Source organism: Curtobacterium sp. 260, from assembly GCF_030803485.1.
Taxonomy (GTDB): Bacteria; Actinomycetota; Actinomycetes; order Actinomycetales; family Microbacteriaceae; genus Curtobacterium.
In genome coordinates this window covers 244,937-262,938 of record NZ_JAURUY010000002.1, presented here as the reverse complement: position 1 = coordinate 262,938, position 18,002 = coordinate 244,937, and the positions used below count along the sequence as shown (strand labels likewise).

Genomic DNA, 18,002 nt, shown 5'->3' with positions numbered 1-18,002 from the left:
GGCGGCGGCGTCAGACGACGGGTGGCCGACCGGCCAGCGTCATCCGAGCGATGGTCAGCCACCCCATGGGCCGCGACGGCCCGCAGTCCGCCGTCCAGCCCTCCCGGATCCCCGCGAACCACGTCCGCAGGCGCACGGGGTGTCGCCACCAGCGCGCCACCTGGATCGCGGCCCACGACCCGACGTAGACGGGTCGCAGTGCCACCGGCAGGTTGCGGCGTGCCAGGAACACGCGGTTGCGGGCGTTCAGCCGGATGTACTCGGCGTGCCGGGCGGGGTCGATCGCCGGGTGGTGCGCGACCAGGTCACCGGCGTACCAGGCGCGTCGACCGGCGTCCCACACACGCCACGCCAGCTCGATGCCCTCGTGCGCGTAGAAGTACGGCGCACCCCACCCGCCGACGGCACGGTGCACGTCCATCGGCAGGAGCACGGCCCCCTCCCACACCGAGAAGACCGGCGACGAGTCGGTCGCAGCGCCCTTGCGGATGCGCGGCACCCAGCGACGGGGGTTCGCCGATCCGGTCGGGTCGACCACCCGCGGTTGCACCAGGCCGAGCGACGGGTCGCGTTCGAGCAGTGCCACGGCGTCACGCAGGAAGGTCGGCGACGGGATCGACGCGTCGTCGTCGAGGAAGAACACGTAGTCGCCGTCGACGACTGCTGCTCCGGCGTTGCGACCGGCGGGGATCCCGACGTTCTCGGGCAGCGCGAGCGCACGGACGCCCTCGGGCAACCCCGTCGGCTCCCAGCCGTTGCCGACGCACACGACGTCGAGCTCGACGTCCTGCTGCGCGAGCACGCTCGTCAGCCCGCGGCGGAGGTCGTCCGGACGGGTGCCCTGGGACAGGCTCACGACGGCGATGCGCGGGCGCTGCCGGTGCGGGACGGCGTTCCGACGGTGGGTCCCGGGCAACGCCTCCGGTGTGGCGCCCGTCGTCGCTCCCGAGGTCATGCCCGCACCCGCTTCGACGAGATGATGGCGACGAAGTGACCGGCCGTGGCGAGGACGGCGAGCGGCAACAGCGCCCCGACCAGGACCCGGTCGACCAGCGGGCTGCCGACGACGAGCCCGAGCAGTGCGAACACGAACGCCAGGATGGTCAGCTCGACCGAGTGGTACAGGCGGTGGAAGGGCAGGAAGCGTGCGAAGCGACGGAGCGTCGCCAAGCGCCGCCCGGACGGGGCCGTGCCGGCGTCCCGGCGGTCGACGAGCTTCTCGAGGCCGGCGTTCGCGCGGGCGACGTGGACCATGTCGTTGAGCGCCTTGTTGAGCACGATCACCAGGCCGAGCGCGCACCCGATCGTCGTCCACATCCAGTCCGCGCCGTGGACCGGCCAGGTCGCGGCGCGGACGCCGAGCGCGATCGGGATGAGTCCCTCGGTCGTGTAGTGCCCGACCTTGTCGAGGAACACCCCGGCGGGCGACCGGGTGCCGCGCCACCGGGCGACCTCACCGTCACAGCAGTCCACGAGCATCTGCAGCTGACCGAGCACGAGTGCGAGCAGTGCACCCCAGATGCCCGGGACCAGCAGCGCGGCGGCGACGCTCCACCCCACCAGGATCATCAGGCCGGTCACCTGGTTCGCCGAGACCCGCGTCCTGAGCAGCGCCCAGGTCAGGTACGGCGACACGTCGCGCAGGTAGAGCGACGCCGTCCAGTGCTCGGCGTTCGCCCGCGAGCGGACCTCGTCGGGTTGGGCGACCGCACGGAGTTCGGCGATCGAGGTCGGGCGGGCGCTGCCGCGGCCGGTGGTGTCGTCGGTCAAGGGGTCAGGTCACCGTCCCGTGTGCGTGGTCAGCTCGGAGGTCCGGGTCAGGAACCCGATGATGAAACCGATGCCCCAACCGACGTGGATGCAGGGCAGCACGACGATCAGCCAGAGCATCGTGGGCAGCCCGGAACGCCGCGCCACGAGGACGGCGCCGAGCACGACGAAGAGCAGGTAGACGGCGGGGACGACGAAGCCCAGCGCCGCCCATGCGACGGGCGACCCGAGCACGGCACCGACGATGCCGACGAGTCCGGCGACGATCCCGAGCGCCATCGCCACGACCATCGCCGGGGGCGCGAAGTACCGCAGGCCGTTGTTCGCCGGGAAGCGTCGGGCGAGCTCGCCGCGCCAGAGGCCCGTCGCGACGAACTGGCGCACCAGTCGTCGGAGGCTCGGCCGCGGCCGGTAGGTCACCACGAGTTCCGGGGTGAACCACACCGTGCCACCGGTCTGGCGCAACCGCCGGTTGAGTTCCCAGTCCTGGCCGCGCTTGATGCCCTCGTCGAAGAGTCCGACCTCGAACAGCCGGTCGCGTCGGAACACCCCGAGGTAGGCGGTCTCGGCCGGACCGGCCTTGCCGCCGACGTGGTGCGGTGTCCCCCCGAGGCCGACCCGGCTGCCGTAGGCGAGCGCGACGGCACGCTCGAACGGCGTGCGGCCCTCGGCGTGCATGATGCCACCGACGTTGTCCGCACCCGACTCGAGCAGCACGCGGACGGCGATCCGGGTGTAGTCCGACGGCAGCACCGAGTGGGCGTCGACCCGGATCACGATCGGGTGCACCGACGCTCGGATGGCGACGTTCAGCCCGGCGGGTGTGGAGCCGACGGGGTTCTCGATGGCCCGGACACGAGGATCGGCGGCGCTCATCTCGGCGACGAGTTCGTTCGTCCCGTCGATCGACGGTCCGAGCGCGAGGATCACCTCGAACGGACCCTCGTAGTCCTGCTCCAGCAGGCTCCCGACCGCGGCACGGACCTCGGTGACCTCGTTGAGCACCGGCATCACGTACGAGACCCCCGGCAGGGGCTGTCCGTCTGTCTGCATGCGGTCCTCGGGGTCGTGGCTGACGCGCGGAGCGCACCGTGGACCGGTACCGCCCCGGAGAGCAGCCATGAGCCTATCAAGCGGCCGGAGCGCCCACCTGCGCCGGACCCGCCAGGGCGCCGACCGGCGGACCGCACCACGACCCGCGGCGTGGACGGACGACGGACGGGAGGCGCCGTGCCAGCCGGCACCGCGCCTCCCGTCCAACGCTGGTCGCGTCAGCTCTTGTAGGTCCCGAGCGTGACGTCGGCCTCGCGCGTCTGACCGTCACGGACGTAGGTGATCGTCGTCTTCGCACCGCCGGCGAAGAAGCGGACCTGCGCGGTCAGGTCAGTGGCGTCCGCCACCGATGCCGAGCCGATCTTCGTCACGACGTCGCCCTTCTCGAGGCCGGCGTCCGCCGCCGCTCCGCCGGACGACACCGACTTGATGAGCGCACCCATCTGGGTGGCGTTCGCGTCCTCGGAGGCGTCGCCGACCGTCGCGCCGAGCAGACCGTGCGTCGCGGACCCGTTCTCACGGATCTCGTTCGCGACGCGCTGGACCAGGTTCGCCGGGATGGCGAAGCCGACACCGATGCTGCCCGACTGCGCGTCGGAGGACTGGGAGCTGCCCGCGCTCGCGATCGCGACGTTGATGCCGATCAACTTGCCCTTCGAGTCGAGCAGGGCGCCGCCCGAGTTGCCGGGGTTGATCGACGCGTCGGTCTGGATGACCGGCAGCGAGACGGTCGTCTTGGTGGAGGATCCGCCGTTGCCCGGGAACTCGAACGGGCTGTCGCCGTTGCCGCCCTCGTTCGAGTCGCCGCCCTGGCTGGGGGCGCTCGAGGCGACCTGGATGCTGCGGTTCAGGGTCGAGACGATGCCGTCGGTGACGGTGTTCGACAGGCCGAGCGGCGCACCGATCGCGACCGCGGTGTCACCGACGTTGAGCTCGGAGGAGTTCGCGAAGGAGATCGGCTTGGTGCCGGTCGCGTCGATCTTGATGACCGCGAGGTCGACCGTCGGGTCGGTGCCGACGAGCTTCGCCGGGTAGATCCTGCCGTCGGACGTCGTGACCGTGATCGTGCCGTTCGAGCTGTCACCGTCGAGGGTCACCACGTGGGTGTTCGTGACGATGTACCCGTCCTTCGTGAAGAAGACACCGGAGCCGGTGCCGCCCGCGGAGCCCGAGGAGACGTTGATCGTGACGACGGACGGCGTCGCCTGCGCGGCGACCGCGGTCACGACGGTGGCGTTGTTGTAGTCGTTGACCGTGAGGTTGCCGCCGTTCTGCGACGAGCCGGAGCCGATCACGGTGGTGCCGCCGCCCTGGGCTGCACCGGCCGCCCAACCGGCGCCGCCGCCGACCAGGCCGGCGAGCACCAGACCCGCGACGATCGGCAGGACGAGCTTGTTGCGGCCGCCCTTCCCGTTCGCGGTCGTGCCCGTTGCGGCACCCGTGGCGGTCCCGGTCGCCGCACCCGCGGCAGCGCCGCCGAAGTAGTGGCCGTTGCGCTGGTTCGAGCCGTCCACGTCGCCGAAGGCGCTGGCGGACGAGGGGGCCTGGGCGGAGCCGGGGTACGAGGCGCTCTGCGGTGCGCCGTACTGCGAGCCGACCTGCGGCGTGCCCTGGGCGTACTCGCCGTAGCGGGGCTGGCCCTGGGACCGGCCGTACTGGCTCTGGCCGTCCTGGCCGTACTGGCTCTGGCCGTACTGGTTCTGGCTCTGGCCGTACTGGTTCTGGTCCTGGCCGTACTGGCTCTGGCCGTACTGGCTCTGGTCCTGGCCCTGGCCGTACTGGCTCTGGCCGTACTGGCCCTGACCGTACTGGCCCTGGCCGTGGCCGTGGCCGTACTGGCCCTGGTCCTGGCCGTACTGGCCCTGGCCGTACTGGCTCTGACCCTGGCCGTACTGGCTGTGCCCGTACCGGTCGTCGTCCTGGCCGTGGGCGCTCTGGCCGGACGCGCTCTGTCCGTCGCCCTGCCCGTGGTGAGCGTTGTCGGAGCCGTAGGGGCTGGCCTGCTGCCCGGCATCGCTGCCGTCGCGGTCGCGGTCGATGGTCGGGTAGGGCGCGGTGTAGCGGTCCGTCGTGGTGTCGGTCCCCGCGGCGATGACGTCGGTCTCGGCCCCGTGGGCGTCGTCGAAGACGTCGGTGAGGTCGTGGTCCGTACGGCGGTCGGCGGGCTGTCCGGAGACGTCCTGCGTCGACGTGCCCTCGCCGGAGGTGGCGCGCGAGGCGTCCTCGGCTGCGGCCCGGTGGTCGGTTTCCTCGGGGCGGTTGTCGTCGCCCTGGCCGTGTGGCGTGGTGTCGGTCATGCTGGACGTGCTCCTTTCAAGCTCGTGCAGTCTTCCGGACCCACCTGAGCGGTGCTCCTGCTGGCGCTGCAAGCGACCTATGGCGATCTTATGCGTGGGCTGTGGACGCGTTCCCGGTCTCGCGGCGCCGGGTGACCCGCAGGACGCGCACCGCCGATCCGTCCGACTAGGTTGGGGCCTCCAGGCCGTCGACCCGCGCCGAGCGCACCGGAGGGACCACCATGCACCGCACCGGACCCTGGCTCCGAGCCGCCGAGGGAGCGATGCTGCTCGGTCCCGACGGCGTCCCCGCGCCGACCGTCTTCGCCGAGATGAGCGCGCTCGCTGCCGCCACCGGCGCCGTCAACCTCGGCCAGGGCTTCCCCGACCAGGACGGCCCGGTCGAGGTGCTCGACGCCGCGGTCGACGCGATCCGCCGCGGCGTGAACCAGTACCCGCCCGGCCGCGGGGCGCCGGAGCTCCGGGAAGCGATCGCCGAGCACCAGGCGCACTGGTACGGGCTGACGGTCGACCCGGACCGCGAGGTCCTCGTCACCGCCGGCGCGACCGAGGCCCTCGCAGCGACGCTGCTCGCGTTCGTCGAGCCCGGCGACGAGGTCGTCACCTTCGAGCCCTTCTACGACGCGTACGGGGCGCTGATCCGTCTCGCCGGCGGCACCCACGTCACGGTTCCCCTGACGGCACCGGACTTCCTGCCGGACGAGACCACCCTGCGTGCCGCGTTCACCGACCGCACACGGGTCGTGCTGGTGAACACACCGCACAACCCGACCGGGCGGGTGCTCCCCCGCGAGGTCCTGGCCACCGTCCTCGAGCTCGCCGAGCGGCACGACGCCCTGGTCGTCACCGACGAGGTGTACGAGCACCTCACCTTCGGCACACCGCACGTCCCCGTCGCGACCCTGCCCGGTGCAGCGGACCGGACGATCACGATCTCCAGCGCTGGCAAGACCTTCAGCACCACCGGCTGGAAGATCGGCTGGCTCACGGCTGCACCCGCACTCGTCGAGGCCATCGTCTCGGTCAAGCAGTACCTCACGTTCGTGAACGGGGCTCCCTTCCAGCCCGCGGTCGCAGCCGGGCTCCGTCTGCCCGACGAGGTGTTCCACGGCATCGCGCGGGAGCTGTCCGAGAAGCACGAACTGCTCGCGGGCGGACTCCGCGCGTCGGGCTTCGAGGTGATGCACCCGGACGGTGGGTACTTCGTCCTCGCGGACACCGCACCGCTCGGGTACGACGACGCCCGGGAGTTCTGCCTGCGGCTCCCCGGACTCGCCGGGGTCGTCGGCGTCCCCGTCTCGGCGTTCGTCCGATCGGAGCGCGCGGCGGGCTACCGGTCGCTCGTGCGCTTCGCGTTCTGCAAGCGCCGCGACGTCCTGTCCGAGGCCGTCAGCCGCCTCGCGGCCCTCGCTCCGACCCACTGACCCGGAGGCGCCACCCTCCCCCACGGCGCACCCCGTGCTCCGGCGCGCCGCACCCGACGTGCACGTCCGCCGCCGTCCCGCGCTGACCAGCCGAGCGGGCCTCTTCTGCACTTCTCGCCGCACCGAGCCGCCGTTACCGCCCGCTCGGCGAGCGCTGGTCACCCGGTCACCGTGAGTGGGCCTTCTCTGCTCGTCTCGCCGCACCGAGTCGCCGTTTCCGCCCGCTCGGCGAGCGCCGGCCACCCGGTCCCCCAGCCACCGCGAGCGGGCCCTTCTGCACGCCTCGCCGCACCGAGCCACCGATTCCGCCCGTTCGGCGAGCGCCCACCACCCGGTCACCCGGTCACCCGGTCACCCGGCCACCCAGCCACCCAGCCACCGCGAGCGGGCCTCTTCTGCACGTCTCGCCGCACTGAGCCGCTGTTTCCGCCCGTTCGGGGAGCGCAGCTCGTCGTGCCGACAGCGGCCCGTGCCGGCTGTCCCCGCGAGCGGGTCGTTCCTGCGCCTTCGGACACGCGGCCCTCCCGGTTCCGCCCGTTCGCCGTCGTGCGCCGGTCCGCGCGGCTCGTCTGGTTGCAGCAGAGGGCGAACACGACCGCACCAGGGCGCGCGAGCGGGCGGAATCGAGGGCGGAGCTCGCGCCACGATGCCGGTTCCGCCCGCTCGGGGAGACAGCGGTGCGGCAGAGGCACGGGCGGGCGCAGCCCGTGCGGCACGGGCGCGGGCGCGCGCGCGCGCACAGTCCGTGCCCGCGCGGGCGTGCGCTCAGCGCGGGTGCACGTCGAACCGACGGAGCGCGAGCGAGGGGTTGACCGCACGGACCGCCTCGGTGGTCGCGGTGTCGATCGTCGCGACGACGGTGCCGGGCTGGGCTCCGCCGGCGGCGACCGCGACACCGGCGGGGTCGATCACCACGGAGTCGCCGATACCGATCGGCCCGGTCTGACCGACCCCGACGACCCAGATCGTGTTCTCGATCGCACGGGCGGTCAGCAGTGTGCGCCAGTGGTGTTCCTTCCCGGGGCCGCGCACCCACTCGGCCGGCAGGACCACCGCGTCGGCTGCGCCGACCTCGGGTGCGGCCAGGCGCCGGGTGACCTCGGGGAAACGCAGGTCGTAGCAGGTCTCGAGGCCGATGCGGACCCCGCCGAGCTCGAACACCGGCAGCTGGTCGGCATCACCCGACTCGATGCGGTCGGACTCCTCCGACCCGAACGCGTCGTACAGGTGCACCTTCCGGTACGTCGCCGCGATCGATCCGTCGGGCAGCACAGCGACCAGGGTGTTCCGGAACCGTCCCGGCGTCCCCGCGGTCTCGGCCACACCCACGACGAGCGCGATGGCGTGCTGTCGCGCGATCGCCCGGAGCCCGGTCACGAAGGGCCCGTCGAGCGGCTCGGCGGCGGCGACGAACCGGTCGTCGATCTCGGCGCTGAAGTACGACGTGTACTCGGGCGTCACGAGCAGGTCGACCCCGCGCGCGGTGGCGTGCTCGGCAGCGGCCTGCACGGTGCGGAGGTTGGCCGCCGTGTCGTCGACGGGAGCGAACTGCGCGGCGGCGACGGTGAGGGTTGCCATGGCCCGAGCGTAGCCGCGGCACGTCCTCGCTGAACGCAGCGGCGAGGAGGACCAGCGCGACCAGCGCGACCAGCACGCCGTGCACGACCAGCAGGCCTTGCACGTCCGGGTGGAACGACGAAGGCCCCGGTCCGAGTGGACCGGGGCCTTCTTGTGACGCTTGGTTGCGGGGGCAGGATTTGAACCTACGACCTCTGGGTTATGAGCCCAGCGAGCTACCGAACTGCTCCACCCCGCGGCACATCCAATAGCCTACACACCCCGGTGGCGGGGCACAAATCGAGTGCCCCGCCACGGCGTGTCAGTTGCCGTTCTCGGCTTCGGTCGCGGCCTCGATGGCGTCCTGCAGGCGCTTGTCTGCCTCTGCCGCAGCGACCAGGTCGTTGTCGGCGTAGGCCTTCTGGCGGTCCTGCAGCGCGCTGCGCGCGTCTGCCAGGGCCCGGTCGAGCGCCTGGTTGCCGGTGTCGCTCGACGAGCCGCCCGAGCCGCCGGAGGAGGACCCTCCGGACGACGAGCCGGAGTCACCCGAGGAGTCGGACGATCCCGAACCCGAGTCGGCCGAGCCTGAGCCCGACGAACCCGAGCCCGACGAACCCGAGTCCGACGATCCGGTCGAACCCGACCCGTTCGCCGCGCCCTGGTCACCGGCGGCAGCACCGGAGTCACCGTCGAACAGCTCGTTGAGCGCCTGGTCGAGGGTGTCCTCGAACGCGATCTTGTCGCCGAAGGCCACGAGCACCTTCTGCAGCAGCGGGTACGAGCCACTCGAGGTCGACTGGACGTAGACGGGCTGGACGTAGAGGAACCCACCGCCGACGGGCAGCGTCAGCAGGTTGCCCTGCTTCACGGTCGAGTTGCCCCGCTTCAGGATGTTCAGCTCCTGCGACACGGTGGTGTCACCGTTGAAGAGGCTCTGCACCTGCGCCGGGCCCGGGATGTTGTCCGTCTTCGGCATCGTCAGCAGCGTGAGCTTGCCGTAGTTCGACGCCTTCTCGCCCTTGCCGGCACCACCCGCGTCGGAGTCCACCGCCAGGTACCCGGTCAGCACGTTGCGGTTGTTCGCTCCGGCCGACTGCTGCGGGATGTAGGTCGTGTACAGCGAGTAGGCGGTGTCCTGCCCCGGCACCTTCATCGTCAGGTAGTACGGGTCCTGCAGGTTGCCCTGCGACGCCGTGGTCCTGGTACCGAGGGCGTTCGTCGTCGTCTGCGACACCGTGTCCGAGTTGGTCTCGGAGTCGGTCGTGCCCGTGGTGGTCTCCTGCGGGGTGTTCCACGCGTCGTCACCCGAGTAGAACGAGTTCGCGTTCGTCACGTGGTACGTGCCGAGGATCGAGCGCTGCACCTTGAACAGGTCGGTCGGGTAGCGCACGTGGTCGAGGAGCTCCGCGCTCATCTGCGAGACCGGCTGCGTCGACGTGGGGAAGATCTTCTGCCACGTCTTGAGCACCGGGTCCTCGGTGTCCCACGCGTAGAGCGTCACCTTGCCGGTGTACGCGTCGACGGTGGCCTTCACCGAGTTGCGGATGTAGTTCACCTGGTCCGTGCGGAACGCCGACGAGTCGGTCCCGGCGACCGTGTCCGACAGGCTCTGGCTCTGCGAGTACGGGTAGGCGTCGCTCGTCGTGTAGCCGTCCACGATCCACTGGATGCGGTGGTCGACGATCGCCGGGTACGCGTCGCTGTCGAGCTTCAGGTACGGAGCGACCTTCTGCACGCGCTGGATCGGGTCGCGGTCGTACAGGATCTGCGAGTCGCGGTTCACCGCGTCCGACAGCAGGATCTGCTCTGACTGGAACTTCGCCGCGTAGACGAGGCGGTTGAAGAACCCGCCGAGGCTCGGTCCGCCGTTGCCCTGGTACGTCGTCGTGGCGTTGCCGCCGTCGCTGTCGTCGGAGCCGGCCGGGTAGTCGAGCTCGATGTTCTTCGAGCCCTCGGGTCCGCCCACGATGGAGTACGGCGGCGAGGTCTCACCGAAGTAGACGCGCTCCTGGTAGTTGCCGAGCTGCCCGTTCGACGGGATGCCGGACTCGAGGAACACCGGCTTGCCGTCGCTCGCGCGCTGGTTGCCGTAGGCCGCGGTGACACCGAAGCCGTGGGTGTAGACGAACGTCCGGTTGTACTGGGTGTTCGCCTGCGAGCTGAGCCCGTCGAGGTCGATGTCGCGGACCGCGATGACGGTGTCCTCGGTCTGGCCGTCGATGTCGTAGCGGTCGACGTCCAGCTGGTCGGGGAACTGGTAGTACTGCCGGTACTGCTGCAGCTGGCTGAACGTGTCCGAGACGATCTTCGGGTCGATCAGACGGATGTTCGCCGTGGTCTGGGCGTCCTGTGCCAGTGCACCGGAGCTCGCCTCGGTCGTGGCGTCGTAGTTCTGCTCCTGCACCCCGCTCACGCCGTACGCGTCGCGGGTCGCCTTGATGTTGCGCTCGATGAAGGCCGACTCGTAGGTCCGCTCCGACGGCTTCACCTGGATGCGCTGGACGATCCAGGGGTAGATGCCGCCGATGACGATCGCCGCGACGAGCAGCAGCCCGGTGCCGACGATCGAGATGCGCCAGCGGCCGATGACGGCGGTGACGATGAAGAGGATCGCGACGATCGCCGCGATGCCCGCCATGATCTCGCGCCCCGGGATGACCGCGTTGACGTCGGTGTACTGCGCACCCGTGATGAGCGGGTTGTCCTTCGTCAGCGCGGCGTACTGGTCGAGCCACAGGCTGACGGCCTGCAGCGCCACGTAGACCGCTGCGGTGACGGCGAGCTGGATGCGCGCGGCCTTCGAGATGCGCACCTCGCGCCCGCCGAAGCGCAGCGCGCCGTAGAGGTAGGTCGCGGCGAGCGCGGCGATGCCGGCGATGAGGACGACGGCCGACGAGTACGCCACGATCGAGCGCCAGAACGGCAGCTCGAACACGTAGAACCCGATGTCCAGCCCGAACTGCGGGTCCTTCTGGCCGAACGGGGTCCGGTTGAAGTACTCGAGCACCATGCTCCAGCGACCAGCGGTCGCGAGCCCGGCGAACAGGCCGAGGACGACCGGGATGCCGATCATGACCGCGCGGCGCAGGGGCTCGATGACCTGCTGGTAGCGGTCGAGCTGCGAGTTGAGCTTGGCGTAGACCGGGCGGAAGCGGAAGGCGAGTGCGATGCTCACGTAGACCGGGACCGCCATGCCGAGGAACCCGGCCAGGAACATGAGCGTGCCCGCGATCCAGCGCGTGGTGAGGACCTGCTGGAACCCGAGCTGCGCGAACCACGCGTAGTCGGTGTACAGGCTGGCGAAGATGAAGAAGCCGATCACCAGTGCGGCCAGCACGATGATCGTGACCACGATCGGGACCCGCGGCGAACGCCGCCCAGCAGTGCCCGAGGTGGACGAGGTTGTCGTCACTTGATGTGCTCCAGACGTGTCGGACCGGCGGGCCCGGCGCGCCGGGCCGTCAGTGCTCCGATCCTATTGGTCCGGACCGACAGCGAAACTGTACGGGGACTCAGGAAGGCGAGCCGAGCCTCCAGGCCGGTCGGCCGGGAGGCGCGGATCGCGTCGAGCGCGCACGTCGCGCCGTGCGGGTGGCCGGGTCAGGAGCCGCAGCGTGCGAGCCCGGCGGTGCTCTTCCCCGCGGCGATCGTCTCGAGGTCGGTGACCGCCTGGTCGAGCGTGGCGACCTTGTAGACGTCGAGTCCGTCCGGCACGTGGCCGACGACCTCGTCGCAGTTGTCGGCCGGCGCCAGGAACACGGTCGCACCGGCGTCCTTCGCGCCGTAGAGCTTCTGCCGGATGCCACCGATCGGGCCGACCTCGCCGTCCGCGGTGATCGTGCCGGTGCCCGCGACGTGCTTCCCGCCGTTGAGCTCGCCCGGCGTCAGCTCGTCGATGATCCCGAGCGCGAACATCATGCCGGCGGACGGGCCGCCGACGTCCTGCAGCGCGATCTTCACGTCGAAGGGGAAGTCGTACCGTTCGGTGACGCCGACCCCGAGGAGCGGGGTCCCCTGCTCCTCGCGGGGGGTGACCTCGACCTGCTCGCGCTTCCCGTCGCGCAGCAGCGTCACGGTCGCCGGCGACGAGGTCCCGTGCTCCGCGACCGCCGCGCGGAGCGACCCGGCGTCGACGTTCTCGGTCAGCTGCTCCCCGTCGAAGGCCGTGATGACGTCGCCCTCGCGGATGGTGCCGTCCGCGGCGGAGCCCTCCTGCACCGTCCCGACCCGGAGCTCGGTCGGCAGGTCGTGGCCCTGGTGGATGAGCGCGGCGGCGACGGCGGACTGCTGCGACGACCGCATGTCGGCCTCGTCCTGCTGGTTCACCTGCTCGGTGGTGGTGCCCTCCGGGTAGACGGCGCTCGCGGGGATGACCGCCTCGGAGCGCGAGAACAGCGCGCGGATCACGCTCGTCCACGACGGGCGGTTCGTGGCGTCACCCTGGATGCCCACGGTGAGCATGTCGAGCGCGCCACCCGTCGGGTACGTCTCCGCCCCGTCGATCTGGATGAGCTCGACGTCCTTCGCGTCCTTGCCCTGCCCCTGCCGCTGCGTGCCGATCGTGTTGTAGACCGGCCCGGGCACCTCGATCAGGTAGGGGCTCGGCAGGAAGCTCGCCAGGAGTCCGAGCACGACCGCGCCGATGACGAACGCCCAGCCGACGGTGCGTGCGCGGGAACGGCGACGGGGCGCGGGGGCGAAGAGGGTCACGGACGTCCTTCCACGGGCGGGGCGCCCGCGGGTGCGGGCGGTGCACCCGCGCGCTGGCGGGTCGGTCGCCCGCGTGCTCGCAGGCTGTTCGCCCTCGGCGCAGCGGTCCGGGCGTCCCCTCGGGAGCATCCCGGGCGCGGCCCCGTGAGCAGCGGTTAGCGTAGTCGTCATGCCTGATCAACCGCAGCCGGGGCCGGACGACGACTTCCAGGAGATGCTGCGCAAGCTGCTCTCCGGAGAGGGACAGATCGACCCGTCGCAGCTCGCGGGCGCGGCCGGACTGCCGAACGACCCGGCGTTCGTGGCGAACCTGATGAGCCAGCTCCAGCGCGCGGCGCAGTCCGGCGGGGACGGCATCGACTTCTCGGTCGCGTCCGAGCGTGCGACCGCGATCGCGCGCGACGGCGGACACCCGGTCGACCCGGCGACCGCCCAGGCATCGGACCAGGCGTTCCAGGTCGCCGCGCTCTGGCTGGACGAGGCCACGAGCGTCCCCGAGCTCACCGCGACGCCGAGCCTGTACACGCGGGAGCAGTGGGCGAAGGCCACGACCCCGGTCTGGGCACAGATCGCCGAGCCGGTGGCGCTGAGCATCGCGAACGCGCTCACCGAGGCGATCGACCAGCGCGCGCCGGAGCAGCTCAAGGCCATGCTCGGCGACGTCTCGAAGGCGATGCGCGGCGTCGGCGGCGCCCTGTTCGCGATCCAGCTCGGCCAGGTCGTCGGGCAGCTGTCGAAGGAGGTCGTCTCCGGCGGCGACGTCGGCGTGCCGCTCCTCGATGAGCAGGTCGCCGCACTGCTGCCGCAGAACGTCGCCGAGTTCGCCGAGGGCCTCGACGTGCCCGAGGACGAGGTCCGGATCTACCTGGCCGTCCGTGAGCTCGCGCACGCCCGGCTCTTCCGCTCCGCCCGCTGGCTCCGGCTGCACATCATCTCGTCGATCACCGACTACGCACGGGGCATCCACATCCCGTTCGACCGGGTCGAGGAGCTGGCCTCGGAGATCGACCCGACCAACCAGGAGCAGCTGCGCGACGCACTCGCGTCCGGGGCACTCATCCCGCCGCGCACGCCCGAGCAGGAAGCCGCGCTCGGCCGGCTCGAGACGATGCTCGCGCTCGTCGAGGGCTGGGTCGACACGGTCACCGCCGCCGCAACCGTCCGGCTGCCGAAGTCCGACGCGATCGCGGAGATGGTCCGCCGTCGCCGTGCCGCCGGTGGTCCCGCCGAGTCGGCCTTCGCCACGCTCGTCGGCCTCGAGCTGCGTCCCCGCCGTCTGCGCGAGGCCGCTGCGCTCTGGCAGCGCGTCACCGAGGAGTTCGGGGCCGAGGAGCGCGACGCCCTGTGGTCGCACTTCGACGCCGTGCCGACGTCCGAGGACGTGGACGACCCGGACGCCTTCGTGCTGCGGCTGCGGAACCCGGGTCGCTCCGCCGAGGACGACGCGTTCGACAAGGCGCTCGAGGACCTGCTCAACGACGCCTCCGGCGACCGCCCGCGCGAGGACGAGAGCGGCGGCATCGAGGACGAGGGCGGCCCCGCGGACGACGGCGCTGCGGGCGACGACACCCCCGGCGCCGGACCCCGCTAGTTCTCCACAGATCGTGACGGCCGGTCCCACGGGGCCGGCGGTTCCGCCAGCGTGGGTGCATGGGCATCCGCATCGACCCCACGCTCGAGTTCGTCTGGCGCGACCCGTGGACCGTGCAGTTGGGCGTCGACCCGCCGCGCGCCGTCGTCCCCGTCCCGACCGTGGCCGAGGAGCGCTTCCTCTGCGCCCTCCGGCGGGAGACGAGCCGCGATGCCCTGACCGCCCTCGCCGGGACGACGGGGTGCCGTCCCGAGGTGGCGGCCCGGGTGCTCGGTGACGCCTCCCCCGCCGTCGTCGACGTCCTGCCCGAGCCGCTCGCCCGGGTCGAGGTCCACGGGGACGGCGTCCTCGCCGACACCGTCGCCGAGATGCTCTCCGGCGAGGGCGTGACCGTGGCCCGGACGGCCGCGCCCCGCGGTGGGCCGGTCGTGCTGCCGGACCCGACCCCCGCACTCGCGGTGGTCGTCGCCGACCACGTCGTCGACCCGGCGCTCCGGTCGGCGTGGGCGCGGCGCGGGACCCCGCACCTGTCGCTCGTGGTCGGCGACGGACGGATCCGGCTCGGGCCGGTGGTCGTCCCGGGCGACGGCCCGTGCCTGCAGTGTGTCGAGTACGCCCGCGTGGACGAGGACCCGGCGTGGCCCGCGCTGGCCGCCCAGGTGTGGGGTCGGCCGGCAGCACCGCTGTCGCGCTGGCGACGCGCAGCGGTCGCGTCGGCCGCGGTGCGGATGCTCGTGCAGCGCCTGCCCCTGCGGACCCAGGTCCCCACGACCGACCAGGTCGTCTTCGACCGCGACGACCTGACGGTCAGCCTGCTGCCGGTGGCACAGCACCCGCGGTGCGCCTGTCGAGCGCTGCCAGGAACCGACTCGGCGCCCGGGCACCCCCGCGCGTGGAACCCTGCCGTGACCACGTGACGGTGACCGAGCGACGCGCGCGGGTCAGCCCGACGTAGAACAGCCGGCGCTCCTCGTCGACCTCGGCGTCGGTCGTGGCGTGGGAGATGGGCAGCAGCCCCTCGGCGGCGCCCACCACCACGACGTGGGGCCACTCCAGACCCTTCGAGGAGTGCAGCGTGGCGAGGGTCACGGCGTCGAGCTCGGGCTCGTGGTGGGTCGCCGCACGGTCGACCAGGTCCTGCGTGAACTGCTGCATCGTCGTGCCGGCGGGGGCGGCCTCGGCCAGGCCCATCACCGCCTGCAGCGCCTCCCACTGGTCGCGGACCGCGCCGGTGCCGTCCGGCGGCGTCGGGGTCCAGCCGCTCAGCTGCAGCACGAGCCCGACCCGGCGGGTGAGCTCGTCGTCGGTCTGCCGGACGGCCTCGCCGCGCATGTGGTGCACCGCGAGCTTCACCTCGGGCCGGTCGAAGAACCGCGTGCCGCCCTGCACCCGGTACGGGATGCCGGCGCGACCGAGGGCGGACTCGAGCGCCGCGGACTGCGCGCCGACGCGGAACAGGACCGCGCAGTCGCCGAACGCCGCTCCCGACGCCACGAGCTCGCCGATGCGACGGGCGACGGTCTGCGCCTCGTCGCCGTCGTGCACGCAGGGCAGCACCTCCGGCTCCGGGCCCCGCTCGGTGGACTGCGCGACGAGGTCGAGCGCACCGGGCTGCCCGCGCATCAGGGTGTTCGCGGCGTGCACCACCTCGGGCGTCGACCGGTAGTTCCGCTCGAGGCGCACGACCGACCCGCGGGGGAACTCCGACCCGAAGCCCAGCAGGTACCGGCTCGACGCGCCCGCGAACGAGTAGATCGTCTGGCTGGCGTCACCGACCACGCACACGTCGTCGCGGCCGCCGAGCCACGCGCGCAGCAGGTCGTGCTGCACGGGCGAGACGTCCTGGTACTCGTCCACGACGAAGAACCGGTACTGCTGTCGGACGTACGAGGCCACCCGCGGCTCCGACTCGACCATGCCGAGCGTCGCGAGCAGGACGTCCTCGAAGTCGAGTTGCCGACGGTCGTCCTTGAGCTGCTCGTACGCCTTCATGAGGTCGATCACCCGCCGGGGCGGGGTGTCCCGCGGCATCACCCGGTCGGCCGCGGCGGCCTCGTACTCGTCGTAGGTGAGCATCTGCACCTTGCGCCACTCGACCTCGGCCGCGAGGTCGCGGAGCACCGGGGTGTCCACGTGGATCCCGACCGCGTCGGCGGCGTGCGCGATGACCCGACCCTTGGACTCCACGATGCGCGGGGCGTGCCCGCCGACGGTGTCCGGCCAGAAGTAGCTGAGCTGTGCCATCGCCGCGGCGTGGAAGGTCCGCGCCTGGACCGTCCCGGCGCCGAGCGCGCGCAGCCGCGACCGGAGCTCCCCGGCCGCCCGAGTCGTGAAGGTGAGCGCGAGGACGTGGTTCGGCGAGTACGTGCCGGTCGCGACCCCGTACGCGATCCGGTGGGTGATCGCCCGGGTCTTGCCGGTCCCTGCGCCGGCGAGCACGGCGACGGGGCCGAGCAACGTCCGGGCCACGGTCTGCTGCTCGGCGTCGAGCGCCGCGAGCAGTTCGTCCGGCGACGGCGGGCGCACCGGTGCGGCACCGGTCGCCGCGCGGGGATCGGTCACGGCACGTCCAGCGGCCCGCCGTACCACTCCTCGATGATCGCGCGGGCGATCGACGTGCGGCCGGGCAGCAGCAGGGTGTCGCCGGCACGCTCGCGGACCTCGTCGCGCGAGAACCACCGGACGTCGAGGATCTCGACGCCGTCCGGTCGAGCGGTCGAGGGATCGCCGTCCACGGCGCGTGCGCGGAAGCCGACCATGAGCGACGCGGGGAACGGCCAGGGCTGCGACCCGAGGTACTCGGGCTCCTCGACGCGCACGCCGGACTCCTCCCAGACCTCGCGGCGGACGGCGTCCTCGAGGGACTCCCCCGGTTCGACGAAGCCGGCGAGCAGCGAGTAGCGGTCGGCGTCCCACGCGGCGTTCGACCCGAGCAGGATGCGGTCGTCGGCGTCGGTGACCCCGACGATGATCGCCGCGTCGGTCCGCGGGAAGAGCTCGTGCCCCTCGGGGTCGCGGCGGACCCACCCGCCGCTGACGACGTCGGACGGCGAGCCGGTGCGCGGGGAGAACCCGTGCACGGCGTGCCAGTTCGCCATCGCGACGGCCTCGACCGCGAGGCCCTGGTCGCGGGCGGACAGCTCGGTGCCGAACATGCGCAGGCTCGACCACGCCTCGTCGTCGGGCTCGATCGCGGCGGCGGCCGACGCGTCGAGCAGCGCGGCGGCGAAGCGCGTGCCGGCAGGAGCGTCGGCGGCGTCGGTGACCGCTCGGCCGAGGTAGAGCGTCACCGCGTGCTCGGGTACCGCGTCGGCACCCACGAACCGGAGCGCGCCGTCGGCGTCACGGAGCAGCTCGGCACCGCGGACCGGCAGCCACCGGGTGTCCGGGTCGACCCGCAGGACGCGGTCGAGGTCGGGGGTGGTCCGGAACTCCGCGTCGCGGTCGAGTTCGTTGCGGGACAGCGGGAGTCTGGCGGCGAACTCGACGGTCACGGCGGGGTGCTCCTCGATCGGGACGGGCTTCTCAACGGGACCCTGTGGACGGTGCCCGGGCTTGCACAGGCCAGCGTGGCGTGCGCTCCGGCACCGGACGCGGACC

12 protein-coding genes and 1 tRNA gene are annotated in these 18,002 nt (G+C 72.2%); 3 read left to right on the top strand and 10 right to left on the bottom strand.

Features of this window, described 5'->3' with window-relative positions; translation table 11 throughout:
* Positions 1–10: 10 nt before the first annotated feature.
* The 4 genes from J2X59_RS03615 to J2X59_RS03600 all read right to left on the bottom strand — a co-directional run bounded on the left by J2X59_RS03615 (position 11) and on the right by J2X59_RS03600 (position 5,120).
* A complete protein-coding gene (locus J2X59_RS03615; RefSeq protein ID WP_271825989.1) occupies positions 11–955 on the bottom strand; it encodes a glycosyltransferase family 2 protein in 945 nt (314 codons plus the stop codon).
* A complete protein-coding gene (locus J2X59_RS03610; RefSeq protein ID WP_326495730.1) occupies positions 952–1,770 on the bottom strand; it encodes a CDP-alcohol phosphatidyltransferase family protein in 819 nt (272 codons plus the stop codon). Before J2X59_RS03610 ends, J2X59_RS03615 begins: the two co-directional genes overlap by 4 nt.
* A 9-nt stretch (positions 1,771–1,779) precedes the next feature.
* Positions 1,780–2,823 carry a glycosyltransferase family 2 protein gene (locus J2X59_RS03605; protein WP_251154726.1) on the bottom strand — a complete coding sequence of 348 codons (1,044 nt, stop codon included), beginning with the start codon at positions 2,821–2,823 and terminating at the stop codon, positions 1,780–1,782.
* Positions 2,824–3,041: 218 nt separating this feature from the next.
* Positions 3,042–5,120 carry a S1C family serine protease gene (locus J2X59_RS03600; protein ID WP_326495729.1) on the bottom strand — a complete coding sequence of 693 codons (2,079 nt, stop codon included), beginning with the start codon at positions 5,118–5,120 and terminating at the stop codon, positions 3,042–3,044.
* A 221-nt stretch (positions 5,121–5,341) separates the two neighbouring features.
* On the opposite strand from J2X59_RS03600, the gene J2X59_RS03595 reads away from it, so the two are divergent.
* On the top strand, positions 5,342–6,544 hold the full coding sequence (locus J2X59_RS03595; RefSeq protein ID WP_326495728.1) for an aminotransferase class I/II-fold pyridoxal phosphate-dependent enzyme: 1,203 nt from the start codon (positions 5,342–5,344) through the stop codon (positions 6,542–6,544).
* Positions 6,545–7,309: 765 nt separating this feature from the next.
* Here J2X59_RS03595 and J2X59_RS03590 read toward each other — a convergent pair.
* The 4 genes from J2X59_RS03590 to J2X59_RS03575 all read right to left on the bottom strand — a co-directional run bounded on the left by J2X59_RS03590 (position 7,310) and on the right by J2X59_RS03575 (position 12,811).
* Positions 7,310–8,122, bottom strand: a complete 813-nt coding sequence (locus J2X59_RS03590) for a carbon-nitrogen hydrolase family protein (protein ID WP_326495727.1) — start codon at positions 8,120–8,122, stop codon at positions 7,310–7,312.
* Positions 8,123–8,283: 161 nt separating this feature from the next.
* Positions 8,284–8,360: transfer RNA gene (locus tag J2X59_RS03585), tRNA-Met, on the bottom strand.
* A 63-nt stretch (positions 8,361–8,423) separates the two neighbouring features.
* Positions 8,424–11,453: a UPF0182 family membrane protein gene (locus tag J2X59_RS03580; protein WP_326495726.1), complete on the bottom strand. Its 3,030-nt coding sequence runs from the start codon at positions 11,451–11,453 to the stop codon at positions 8,424–8,426.
* Positions 11,454–11,701: 248 nt separating this feature from the next.
* Positions 11,702–12,811 (bottom strand): YlbL family protein, encoded by a 1,110-nt coding sequence (locus J2X59_RS03575; RefSeq protein WP_251154721.1) that lies wholly within the window; start codon positions 12,809–12,811, stop codon positions 11,702–11,704.
* A gap of 169 nt (positions 12,812–12,980) precedes the next feature.
* Here J2X59_RS03575 and J2X59_RS03570 point away from each other — a divergent pair, with 169 nt between their 5' ends.
* Both J2X59_RS03570 and J2X59_RS03565 read left to right on the top strand, forming a co-directional pair.
* Positions 12,981–14,402 carry a zinc-dependent metalloprotease gene (locus J2X59_RS03570; protein WP_326495725.1) on the top strand — a complete coding sequence of 474 codons (1,422 nt, stop codon included), beginning with the start codon at positions 12,981–12,983 and terminating at the stop codon, positions 14,400–14,402.
* Positions 14,403–14,461: 59 nt separating this feature from the next.
* Entirely contained in the window at positions 14,462–15,319 is an 858-nt protein-coding gene (locus J2X59_RS03565; protein ID WP_326495724.1) for a hypothetical protein, read from the top strand.
* Here J2X59_RS03565 and J2X59_RS03560 read toward each other — a convergent pair.
* Complete coding sequence (locus tag J2X59_RS03560; protein WP_326495723.1) at positions 15,210–16,964, bottom strand: ATP-dependent helicase; 1,755 nt, start codon at positions 16,962–16,964, stop codon at positions 15,210–15,212. The two genes, J2X59_RS03565 and J2X59_RS03560, sit on opposite strands and share 110 nt — an antisense overlap.
* Entirely contained in the window at positions 16,961–17,896 is a 936-nt protein-coding gene (nudC, locus tag J2X59_RS03555) for an NAD(+) diphosphatase (RefSeq protein ID WP_326495722.1), read from the bottom strand. The genes J2X59_RS03560 and nudC overlap by 4 nt, the downstream gene beginning before the upstream one ends.
* Positions 17,897–18,002 lie beyond the last annotated feature (106 nt).

Excerpts from the sequence above, each read along its gene's own strand:
- J2X59_RS03590 (WP_326495727.1), bottom strand. The coding sequence starts at position 8,122 with ATGGCAACCCTCACCGTCGCCGCCGCGCAGTTCGCTCCCGTCGACGAC.
- J2X59_RS03595 (WP_326495728.1), top strand. The coding sequence starts at position 5,342 with ATGCACCGCACCGGACCCTGGCTCCGAGCCGCCGAGGGAGCGATGCTG.
- J2X59_RS03605 (WP_251154726.1), bottom strand. The coding sequence starts at position 2,823 with ATGCAGACAGACGGACAGCCCCTGCCGGGGGTCTCGTACGTGATGCCG.
- J2X59_RS03565 (WP_326495724.1), top strand. The coding sequence starts at position 14,462 with ATGGGCATCCGCATCGACCCCACGCTCGAGTTCGTCTGGCGCGACCCG.
- J2X59_RS03615 (WP_271825989.1), bottom strand. The coding sequence starts at position 955 with ATGACCTCGGGAGCGACGACGGGCGCCACACCGGAGGCGTTGCCCGGG.
- J2X59_RS03600 (WP_326495729.1), bottom strand. The coding sequence starts at position 5,120 with ATGACCGACACCACGCCACACGGCCAGGGCGACGACAACCGCCCCGAG.
- J2X59_RS03570 (WP_326495725.1), top strand. The coding sequence starts at position 12,981 with ATGCCTGATCAACCGCAGCCGGGGCCGGACGACGACTTCCAGGAGATG.